The sequence below is a fragment of the Marisediminitalea oceani genome, from assembly GCF_003731635.1.
Classification (GTDB): Bacteria; Pseudomonadota; Gammaproteobacteria; order Enterobacterales; family Alteromonadaceae; genus Alteromonas; species Alteromonas oceani.
Window position 1 is genome coordinate 1 of the sequence record NZ_RCUA01000036.1, and the last position, 10,391, is coordinate 10,391.

Genomic DNA, 10,391 nt, shown 5'->3' on the forward strand with positions numbered 1-10,391 from the left:
ATTGGCGTTCGGCCGCAGCACATTTTGCCCTGATGAGTCCGTTCATTGTTGTAATAATCTAGCCAGTCGTCCAGATCTTTCTGCAACATTTCCAGAGAATCATAGAGCTTTTTACGGAACGTCACCTGATAAAACTCATTCAGGATGGTTTTATGGAAGCGTTCACAGATACCGTTAGTTTGCGGATGTCTCGCTTTGGTTTTGGTGTGGTCGATATCATTGATTGCCAGATATAACTGGTAATCGTGCTGTTCAACCTTGCCACAATACTCAGTACCTCGGTCAGTTAAAATCCGCAGCATGGGCAGTTCCTGAGCCTCGAAGAACGGCAATACACGGTCATTTAACACATCTGCCGACGTGATTGGTGTTTTCGTTGTGTAGAGCTTAGCGAACGCGACTTTACTGTAGGTATCAACAAACGTCTGCTGATAAATTCGGCCAACGCCTTTTAAGTTGCCTACATAGAACGTGTCCTGAGAGCCTAGATAGCCAGGGTGATGCGTTTCAATTTCACCGCAGGCTTCATCATCTTGCTTTTTCTTTTCTAGCGCTGCAACTTGGTCTTCGCTAAGGATTATGCCTTCCTTTTCAACCTTGGCTTCCAGAGCTGCGAGGCGCTTTTTAAAGTTCTCCAGGTTATGACGGAGCCAGATGGAACGAACACCACTACCAGACACGAATATACCTTGCTTACGCAGTTCATTACTGGTTCTGGCTTGGCCGTGTGCCGGAAACTCTACTGCGTAATTAATAACGGATTGCTCCGTTTGTTCATCCACGCGATTCTTGAGATTTGGGGTTCGTCTGGACTGACTAATTAGCGCATCAACGCCGCCGTCCTCAACGAGTTCCTGATAACGATAAAACGTTTCTCGAGAAACGCCCATGATTTTACAGGCTTTAGATACATTGCCTAGTTCTTCGGCCAGATTGAGTAAACCTGCTTTGTGTTTAATGATTGGATTGTTAGTATGCAACATGAGAGTTACCTTTGGGTTTGTTTAATAAAGATTCGACACCTTTATCAAACCGGGTAACTCTCATCTTTTCAAGTAGATGTGTCAGATCTGGTCGGAACTAATTCACTTTATTTTGTATCTCACAGCGAACCTGTCACAATCTCCGACGAGCAAGCCCTTGATGTTATTGCACAACTTCGTACCCCTCACCTTGACGCAGGAGAACTTATTCTCACGTTTGGCGCTCAAGAAAACAAACCATCAAACCTTTTTACGGGTGATAAACGAGCTTTAAAGGTGGTTAACCGAATGCAACATAACGGTGTATTAGCAATGGAAGGTTGCCATATGCTCCTGTTGGAAGAGGCTATCCGTTTGCTTATGATGTGTGGTGATAGAGATCAGGTTATTGCAAGTATCCAATCTCGTCTACATGTAGATAAAGCGATTGATATATGTTTTCGTGACATAGCGTCGGTAGACGATGCCTTGAAAAGCTACATAGAAAGCATTCGTTCTCAGTGCAGTTTACTGTCATTCGGGTTAACCCCAAACATTTGTTAACATGGAAATTTGGCCTGTTATTTGCTTTAGATAATGTGTGTGTTATCCGGCACACCAGTTTTTAATGAGATCAACGCGAACAGAAGGGTTTCCACTATGCTAAATACCGATTTACTCCAAGTCACGAACACGCCAAATCAAGCCATTAAACCAACAGACAACGAAACCAAACAAAGTGAAGAAGGGGGTTGTAACAAAGAGAAGTTTGAAGATTCGCTAGAAAAAGCTTTCAAAGCATTCTCGACAAAGAGTGACGATTAAAAACGTGGCAAGTTTTGACCGCTGGAAGCGCCTATTTTCCCATTGCGGGCAAATGGGCGCATAAAGTATTTTAGAGCAATTTGGAAAGTGATTGTGGCTTCATCAATAGGTGTTAGAGCAACACCCAATGTTTAAGCTCCTATTGCCTGATAAAGCATCCAAATTCCAGCACCAATCATAAACAAGTTTTCCGTAAGCGAAACAAAACCGAGGGGAACATTACTGTCTCCGCCGACGCAAGCGCATGTCAACTCGCGCTCATCTACATAAACAGCTTTAAATACCGATACGGCACCGATGGTTCCAATAAACAGAGATACGGGGCCAACGACATAGCCTGATAATCCGGCAAGCATACCAATCCCAGCGAACGCTTCCGCAAATGGATAAACGTAACCGTATCGCACACTGCGCATTGCTAGTAAATCGTAGGTAATAAACGAATTGGTAAAGCCATATAAATCGCGTAATTTTTGAATCGCAAGAATCGACATACTCAGCGCCACAAAGACTTCGATGACTGGAACGGTCAAAAGTGACTCTATGGTGCCGGCTTGAGCAAAGACAATGCCCAAAGCCATTAGAAATGCGGTCGCAAAAATAGCGATAACCGGCGTATAGGTTGTGCCAGTCTGCCCAGCTTTCCCCATATCAAAAAACTCCCTTAGCTCGTCATATCCCCCAATACGGTTTTCCTCAATAAATGTTTGAGGTGTTGTTTCAACGCCATGTTTTTCCTTAAATTTATCTGTTTCTTCACGAGAGCTAAGTTTATGATCGTCGATTTTATATCCTTTTCTTTCCAACAGGTCTTTTGAACGTAAACCATAGGGGCAAATGTGCTCCTTCGTATGCATTCTGTAAAGCGTTGCAGATTTACTCATGTTTGTTCTCCGGTATAAAATAATAATAAAAGATAGTTGTTACTTTTTACTAAAGTCGGGGACCGGGCGCTGAATTGCCTCATTCGCTGAGGACACAATGCCATTTTTATTGATATCTGAGATTAACCATTTCATGTCCTTAATCTCGCGCTCTTGAGCGTTTATAATTTCTTCGGCCAATTTTTGAACTCGGACATCATCAATATTTGCACGCTCACTGGTTAAGATCGCAATAGAGTGGTGAGGTATCATTGCTTTCATCCACGCGCGACCTTCAATGGTAGCTTGCGATCGCACCAAAAATAGCGCCAAACAAAAAAATAACGACACTGCCTATTAAAATTGAAACGTTTTTTATTTTGCTTTCATACATGGGCAGCATAAATAGCAGCATGATGACCGCCATCATCGCCCCCATGTAGATAGCCATGTATAAGCGAGTCTCGCTAAAGAAAACATGCTCAATTGAATATGAATTGAAGTACATCATAACCAACATAAAGGCGGTAGAGGTAAGTATCATTGCGAAAAATTTAGTATATTTAGTCATGTTTAATTCCTTGAATTCTAGATTAATGTTTCATGTATTTAATTAAAACAGAGGCTGAACAGCTCACCAGTAAAAAGCCAGTCATTGCTTCTATTCCAGCAAGAAATCTCAAATGAGAAGTCGCTTCAATCTGGCCAAGTCCAAGCGTGGTCAGGTTGATTAGGGAAAAATAGAAAAGCTCAATAAATTGGTTTAGGCTGCCACCATTTACGTTCCCTAGACCCATTGCTATGGACACTTTAAAAGCAAACGTGAACCACAGAGCTGCTAGCAATTGAGACGCTGTAATCCCACAAAAAAGTACAATTAAACCGCGTGCTCCATTACGAAGGCGGGCTATGAATTTCGTCAAGTACTGCAATATGCGGTAATGGCTAATTGCACTTGCGGTAATTGCTAATAATGCTATTGATAACTGAATTAGTATCGCCATAAACTGTTGGGATAATTCAGGCATTAGAACCACACACGGGCACCGAGAACCACACCCGTTTCATGAACAGGATCGCCTATGCCACGTAGATTATCCGCTGACGCTCCCAAGGCTCTAGACCAATAGGCACCAATATACGGGGCAAATTCCCGTGAGACCTCCATTCGATAGCGTAAGCCAACACGAATTGAATTAAACCCAGAAGGTCTATCAAACCGTTCTGACTCAGAAAGTGAAGCAGACAGTGATATTCGCGGTTGCAAATATGAGGTTTGTGACATGCGATAGTCATACTCGGCTTCCATTGAAACACTGACATCACCGTCTTCGTTAATGATAAGTGAACTATCTACTTCAAATTGATAGGGAGCCATTCCAAAAAGGCTAACTACAGCATAATTTTCCATATTACTGTCACTCGTCAATTCGCCACGGGCACCAATTCCAACCTGAATTTCCCAAAAAGGTGCAATTAAGCGACTAGCAAGCAGTTCAGCTCTTTCAATATCCGTTGGCTCCCCATCGTTTTGTTTATTTTCACCTTCACTTTTAAAATAAAGACGGTACGTGTCGCCTCCATACCATGCGATCATATCCCAAATCGCGATGTTCTCCTCACGGTTGTTGCGCGCTACTTCTAGCCTGTCAAATAGAACAATACCATTAAGTGTATCTTTGACAGGCGATGGCCAGCTTTCAGGTGTTTCTTGTGCGACACTACGAAGTGTTACGGTAAGTATTATTAGTCCAAATATAATTCGTAAATTCATGAAGGTACCCCTTAAGAAACGTTTACAACGCGGAACATACCAGCGTCCATGTGATATAGAAGGTGACAATGAAATGCCCAATTTCCGGGTGCGTCAGCGCTGATCAGTAAAGACACTTTTTCGCTCGGTTTGAGACTGATCGTGTGTTTACGGGGGGAAGGGGAGTTACCATTTTCTAGCTCCATCCACATACCGTGAAGATGGATGGGGTGATACATCATCGAATCATTGACAAGAATAAGGCGCACGCGTTCCCCGTACTTGAAATGAACGGGCTTATCCACTTCAGTGAATTTTTTGCCATCAAAAGACCACATGTATCTTTCCATGTTACCGGTCAAATGCAGTTCGATGGTTTGTGTTGGTTCACGGTTATCTGGCCACTGCTTGGCACCTGTAAGGTCTGAATAAACAAGTACCTTGTGAGAAACTCCATCAAACCCTATTCCAGGGTCGTCTAGTCGGCTGATCGGATTTTTGGCAATCATAGACGCACCTGGTCCGTGACCGTCCGGTGAGTGCGTAATAGGGATTCCGTCCACAGGAACTACCTTGTTTTGCATCGCTGCCATCGAATGATTAGGACCGTGATTTTCTTGGCCACCATAAGTCTCCTTGTTGTTCGTAGCGTCCATTGAATCCATGTCAGCCATTCCCGACATCCCCATAGCGTCCATACCTAATTCAGGCATTGGGCGAAGTGCCGGGATACTTGCTTCTTTGCCGACAGATGTTGCCAATGTGCCTCTGGCATAGCCACTTCTGTCCATGCTTTGTGCAAAAATGGTATAGGTTTTAGTATCTTTGGGTTTTACGATGACATCATAGGTCTCTGCAACAGCGATCCGTATTTCACCTACTGTTACTGGCTTAACAGGCTGACCATCTACTGCAACAACTGTCAGATCCAACCCTGGTACTTGGAAATCAAAATAGGTCATTGCTGACCCGTTAATAAGCCTAAGGCGTATGCTTTCTCCGGGTTTGTACAATGCAGTCCAGTTTGTTTGCGGGTCACGGCCGTTCATCAGGTATGTATAGGTCGCGCCGGTTACATCGAGTATGTCTCTTGGGTTCATGCGCATACGAGACCACATTGCTCGTTCTTTGACCGTATTGATCAGTCCTTGGCTCTTTATATCTTTAATCGTGTTTTCGACTGTACGCTGCTGATAATTATAATAGCCCTCAGCAACTTTAAGGTGACGGAAAACATCGTGAGGGTCTTCAAAGGTCCAGTCGCTGAGAATAATGGTGTGCTCCCGATCTGCACCGATGTCGCCATCTTTTGGTTCAATAACCATGGGGCCAAGGTGCCCAAGCTGCTCCTGAAGACCTGAATGACTGTGGTACCAATATGTACCGTTTTGTTCAATATCGAATTCATAGGTAAAGGTACTGCCAGCGGCGATACCGGGAAACGATACGCCAGGTACACCGTCCATCGTGTAAGGGAGTATCAATCCGTGCCAGTGGATTGACGTACTTTCAAGCAAGTTGTTAGTTACATTTATAGTGACATGCTGACCTTCTTTTAGACGCACTAACGGGCCCGGTGACGAACCATTAATTGTAATTGGTAGGCCAGCTGCGCTTGCAATACGCTTGTGCTGCCTGCTAATCATCATATCGATGTTTTCCCCGCTGACAACGTTGTTTCCAAAACTTGGTTTTAACTCTTGCCCAGCATGAGATAAGCCCTCTGGATTAGCCCAGGCTGGTGAAATTTGACGTAAAAGCGCTGTCCCACCTAATGTCAAAGCGGCAGACTTAACGAATCTGCGCCTATCTTTATTTAATTGGTTTAACATAAATTGTTCTCTAATTTGATGGATAGATTCAGACACATGCTTACGTTAAAACGGACCGAGCATGTACCGAGTTTTCGTAGTTAAAACTAGAACGGGCTTATGCTATTGGGGGTCTAAGCAATCTAGAAGGAGGAGACCGTAGTAAATCACCTTCGAATAATGAGAAAACATAATCAAATGACTTAATTTTGTAGTGATAATTGCCGGTCAGTAGCCAAATTGTAAAACAATTTCCATGAGAACAATCGCAAGATCCTGTGCAGCACTCCTCATGACAGCTCTCATCAACATTATCTTCAATGTGCATTTGAACATGCAGCTTTGCTTGTTCAATTTCCGGTGTTCCCTTCATGGATGAGATGTTGCCAGTACCTTCACTTTCGCAACCCAATACAGATGAACCATAAGTCACACTTGCAATAAGCATCAAGCACTTGATAAGTGTACTTAAAGCTATTGTCGTGTGGCCGTCGTGAGTCATCTAAATTTACAATCCTTTAATAGCTGCAATTCGACACAGTGTAAAAATTACCTATCCGCGCATAACATTTACAGCGTCAGATGGCTTATGCCGTTTGCTTAGTATGTATTTACGGTTTACCTAAGACAATCCAATATTTGTGCCATAAGTTCTTTAATACGTGATATTGCTGTTACAATTATCAATCAATGAGCTGAATAAAGTAACGATTTTCATTCGCCGGAAAATACGGATTACAATTTAGTGTGAGATTACTTCTACTAAAATCAGAATGTGGAAAAGAGTTATGCAGACCTCAGTTACCTATCTATATAACAGTAAAATCATTTTCTTTTGCGGCTAAGATAAAGCTTCTCTGCGGTAATTATCAGAAACAAGCCCGCTAATGACGTCCAAATTACGATGCTATCCGTTTTCACCTTAACGACGATGAAAGCTATCAGTACAATTAAATCTAATGTAATGGCGGTTAACAGTATAAACCGGTTGGCAGAAATTTCTTTACGCAGGTAGTTTAGTACGCCCCAGTGAATCGCAATATCCATCACCAGATAGAAAATCACACCCAAAGAAGCGATTCTGCTTAAATCAAAAAATATCGTTAACGTCATAGCAAGGACTATTGTATATACCAGCGTGTGTTTTTGGATATTTCCTGGCATACCAAAATGGCTGTGTGGTACAAGCTCCATGTCAGTTAGCATCGCTAACATACGCGATACAGCGAATACACTTGCGATGACGCCTGACACGGTAGCAATTATCGCAAAACCGACTGTTATCCAAAGTCCATATTGTCCGAAGGCTGGTTTTGCTGCTTCTGCCAATGCATAATCGCGCGCTGCGACGATCTCCTGGATTGATAGGTTTGTTCCAACTGCTGCGGCAACTAATAGGTATATGAAAATACAAATCGCAATTGAAATGACTATTGCGCGACCCACGTTTTTACGTGGATTTTCGATTTCACCGCCACTATTTGTTATTGTAGTAAAACCTTTAAATGCCAATACGGCTAGCGCGACGGCCCCCAGAAAGTCAACAATCGAAGCGTCGGTCGTTTGAACAAAAGTGTCAACAACTCCTCTTTGGGCCGCATATATTCCTCCAGACGCTAATACCGCCAATCCTAAAGCTTTGGCGATTCCCATTACAAATGAAATAGATTGGATAGCCTTGTTACTCATAATGTTTATGAAAAAGGCAAAGATCAATACTGCTACACCTAACGCTGGGACAAACCAATCGTTGGGTTTTGTATTAATTATTTGTACGGTATATTGACCAAATGTCCGCGCAACTAAGCTTTCATTAATTACCATTGAAAAGTACATGAGTAATGCGAAAACCGCAGTGGCAGTCCCCTTGCCATAAGCTTTTTGTAAAAACATGGCAATCCCTCCTGCAGAAGGATAAGCATTGGATAACTTCACGTAGGAATACGCGCTTGCTGATGTGATCATTGCCGCTATGATAAAGGCTAATGGGAACCACTCGCGGGCCAATTCAGCCACTTGTCCGGTCAAAGCAAAGATACCTGCACCGATCATGACACCTGTACCCATTGCAACCGCGCCAATAAGACTGAGACTTCCTTCTTTGTAATTTGACTTGTGTTGGTGCTTCCTCACAACCTCACTCCATAGTTTATGAATCCAATGAAAGGCTTATAATTCGTGCGCTCGGTTAATACCATGTGCCATTATTTTAATCTCTTGTTGTTCGGTTTCTATAATAGAATCAAGTAGTTCTATTTGATGCCCAACGACCATTTGCTTCCTTAGATACGAAAATAATTCGATAATTTGTTGATGGCGTTTCATAACGTGCTCTATGACCTGTTCATAAGTAGTGCAATCATCTAGGTTAGGCGGACACAGCAAAGGTATGTCAGGCTTATCGTTTATGTACTCAACAAAATAAGTATCCAATTCTCCGGTTTTACCTAAGTTTTTGAAGGCTAAGATCAGCTTACTTAGGTGGTTTTCATGCATTGCGAGATAATCGAGTACAAGTTTGTTCAAATCCGTCTTCTTACAACAGCAATGCAGTTGTTCAGCGAGAGCCTTATGGTAATTAGCTGTCCACTCTAAAATGTCACTGAATTGCTCAATTTGCATTTGTTTTTCCTCGAAATAACGATAACTGCTAAGTTAGGCTACCGAACATAAGTAATTAACTCATGACGCTGCTATTACTGTTTGATTACATGTTTGTAATATTCCTCATGAATAATAGTCTGGAGCAGCAATTGTCGAGCAGTTGATTAGAAAACCAAAAGCTAAATCTTTCACTTAAAAGGCTGAAAAAGCTGCGAGATATAATTTTGTGGGTAATTAGGTTGACTACCAATTCCTAGCTCCCCATTACGTGGTGAGGGTCGTTCATTAGAATTGGTGACGAATGTGCCAAGGAGGTGATCCCATAAATGTGTAAACAACCCAAAATTAACGTCACCTCTGGTACCGTCTTTTACGTGATGATGCCGGTGACCTGCAGCAACAGCCCAAATATATTTTAGCGGGCCAAGCCGCATATCAATGTTTGAGTGTTGCAACATCAACTGTAAGGCAGCACTAAACCCTAACAAAGCGCCGATTTCTATGGGCATGCCTATTAAAAGTAATGGAAGTGTACCTGCACTTAGTTCAATCGCTTGGTGAAGGGGGTGCTTCAATAGCCCATTAAACCCATACATTCGTTTGATGCTATGATGAACCGCATGTAAACGCCACAGCATGCTATATTTATGGCTAAAATAATGTGCCATCGTTATCCCAAAGTCAGCGACGATGATGGCAAAGCCAAGTTGTACTAGTAGTGGCCAATGGTGAGGCCAAATACTGAAGTGGGGCACTATCGCGGTCATTATTGGGATAAACGCGACCGTGAGAGCCAAAGAGCCTTCATTGACAATGGCATGCACTATATCTCGCCCGAAATCTCCCTGCGGTGTATTCCATGCTTTTTCATATGGTAACCATTTCTCAGCTACAAAAGATAAGGCGATGGCGAATAAAAGCAGGGGAATAAGCCAAGCTGGAGATCCTGTGTTTTGGGAAATACTGGTTGCAGCAAAGATAAAGCTTAAAAAAAATAATGGACTGAACATCCATTGGACCAACGTTCTCATAGTATTTACACATTCGCGTTTTTATTGATGCGTATATTATTCCCTAGTCAAACTTGATTCGGCTTGTATCAAACGGCTAATTACTGTGAATTTTAATGGTGTGCGGTTTGAATAACGAGGAAGGTGCAAATCCAAACAGCTGTTTAAACGTTTTACTCATATGAGGTAAGTCAGAAAAACCCGAAGCATGGGCAGCCTCAGTCAATGTTGCTGACTTACTCAGTTGTTCTATTGCGGCGCGCACACGCCACCAGACAATAAAACGACTAATAGGTATTGCATACACCGGAGCAAACCGGACATCGATTCCGGCTTTATCCGGACACCCTTTCCGTTTTAATCCGGACACCGATTCCGGGATAAACCAGCCAGTTTTCGTCTAACTCCGGAATCATTGTCCGGAATGCCGGAATACCTCTCTTTTCTCTTTTAAATCAATTAGTCACTATCCTCGTTATCAATTGAATTATAGCGAGGACGTGAACATGACAAAAAAGAGGACATCTATGGCAAATATCAAAGAGATTTTGCGCCTTAAATTC

11 protein-coding genes and 1 pseudogene are annotated in these 10,391 nt (G+C 42.6%); 2 read left to right on the forward strand and 10 right to left on the reverse strand.

The features are described 5' to 3' along the window. A partial coding sequence (locus tag D9T21_RS11990) for an IS481 family transposase (protein WP_123324634.1) occupies positions 1–983 on the reverse strand: 983 nt, incomplete at its 3' end. A 78-nt stretch (positions 984–1,061) separates the two neighbouring features. Between D9T21_RS11990 and D9T21_RS11995 the strand changes: the two genes are divergently transcribed. Beyond that, on the forward strand, positions 1,062–1,526 hold the full coding sequence (locus tag D9T21_RS11995) for a hypothetical protein (protein WP_123325187.1): 465 nt from the start codon (positions 1,062–1,064) through the stop codon (positions 1,524–1,526). Between the two features lie 96 nt (positions 1,527–1,622). Further along, positions 1,623–1,787 (forward strand): hypothetical protein, encoded by a 165-nt coding sequence (locus D9T21_RS12000; protein WP_013755263.1) that lies wholly within the window; start codon positions 1,623–1,625, stop codon positions 1,785–1,787. Positions 1,788–1,918: 131 nt separating this feature from the next. Here the strand turns inward: D9T21_RS12000 and D9T21_RS12005 are convergent, their stop codons facing one another. The 9 genes and pseudogenes from D9T21_RS12005 to D9T21_RS23275 all read right to left on the reverse strand — a co-directional run bounded on the left by D9T21_RS12005 (position 1,919) and on the right by D9T21_RS23275 (position 10,198). After that, the gene (locus D9T21_RS12005) at positions 1,919–2,671 is read right to left on the reverse strand and encodes a MauE/DoxX family redox-associated membrane protein (protein WP_123325189.1); all 753 of its coding nucleotides are present in this window, start codon (positions 2,669–2,671) and stop codon (positions 1,919–1,921) included. A gap of 39 nt (positions 2,672–2,710) precedes the next feature. Continuing rightward, a pseudogene (locus tag D9T21_RS12010) lies at positions 2,711–3,221 on the reverse strand (DUF305 domain-containing protein). Positions 3,222–3,243: 22 nt separating this feature from the next. Then, positions 3,244–3,678 carry a two pore domain potassium channel family protein gene (locus tag D9T21_RS12015; RefSeq protein ID WP_198033555.1) on the reverse strand — a complete coding sequence of 145 codons (435 nt, stop codon included), beginning with the start codon at positions 3,676–3,678 and terminating at the stop codon, positions 3,244–3,246. After that, on the reverse strand, positions 3,678–4,424 hold the full coding sequence (locus D9T21_RS12020; protein ID WP_044447474.1) for a copper resistance protein B: 747 nt from the start codon (positions 4,422–4,424) through the stop codon (positions 3,678–3,680). Before D9T21_RS12020 ends, D9T21_RS12015 begins: the two co-directional genes overlap by 1 nt. Positions 4,425–4,435: 11 nt before the next feature. After that, complete coding sequence (locus D9T21_RS12025) at positions 4,436–6,235, reverse strand: copper resistance system multicopper oxidase (RefSeq protein WP_123325191.1); 1,800 nt, start codon at positions 6,233–6,235, stop codon at positions 4,436–4,438. Positions 6,236–7,039: 804 nt separating this feature from the next. Continuing rightward, a complete protein-coding gene (locus D9T21_RS12035) occupies positions 7,040–8,347 on the reverse strand; it encodes an APC family permease (RefSeq protein WP_105937009.1) in 1,308 nt (435 codons plus the stop codon). Between the two features lie 36 nt (positions 8,348–8,383). Next, positions 8,384–8,836, reverse strand: coding sequence for a hypothetical protein (locus tag D9T21_RS12040; protein WP_105937008.1), 453 nt, complete (start codon positions 8,834–8,836; stop codon positions 8,384–8,386). Positions 8,837–9,006: 170 nt separating this feature from the next. Continuing rightward, on the reverse strand, positions 9,007–9,849 hold the full coding sequence (locus D9T21_RS12045) for a sterol desaturase family protein (protein ID WP_123325195.1): 843 nt from the start codon (positions 9,847–9,849) through the stop codon (positions 9,007–9,009). A 76-nt stretch (positions 9,850–9,925) separates the two neighbouring features. Continuing rightward, positions 9,926–10,198: a helix-turn-helix domain-containing protein gene (locus D9T21_RS23275; protein ID WP_164464667.1), complete on the reverse strand. Its 273-nt coding sequence runs from the start codon at positions 10,196–10,198 to the stop codon at positions 9,926–9,928. Positions 10,199–10,391 lie beyond the last annotated feature (193 nt).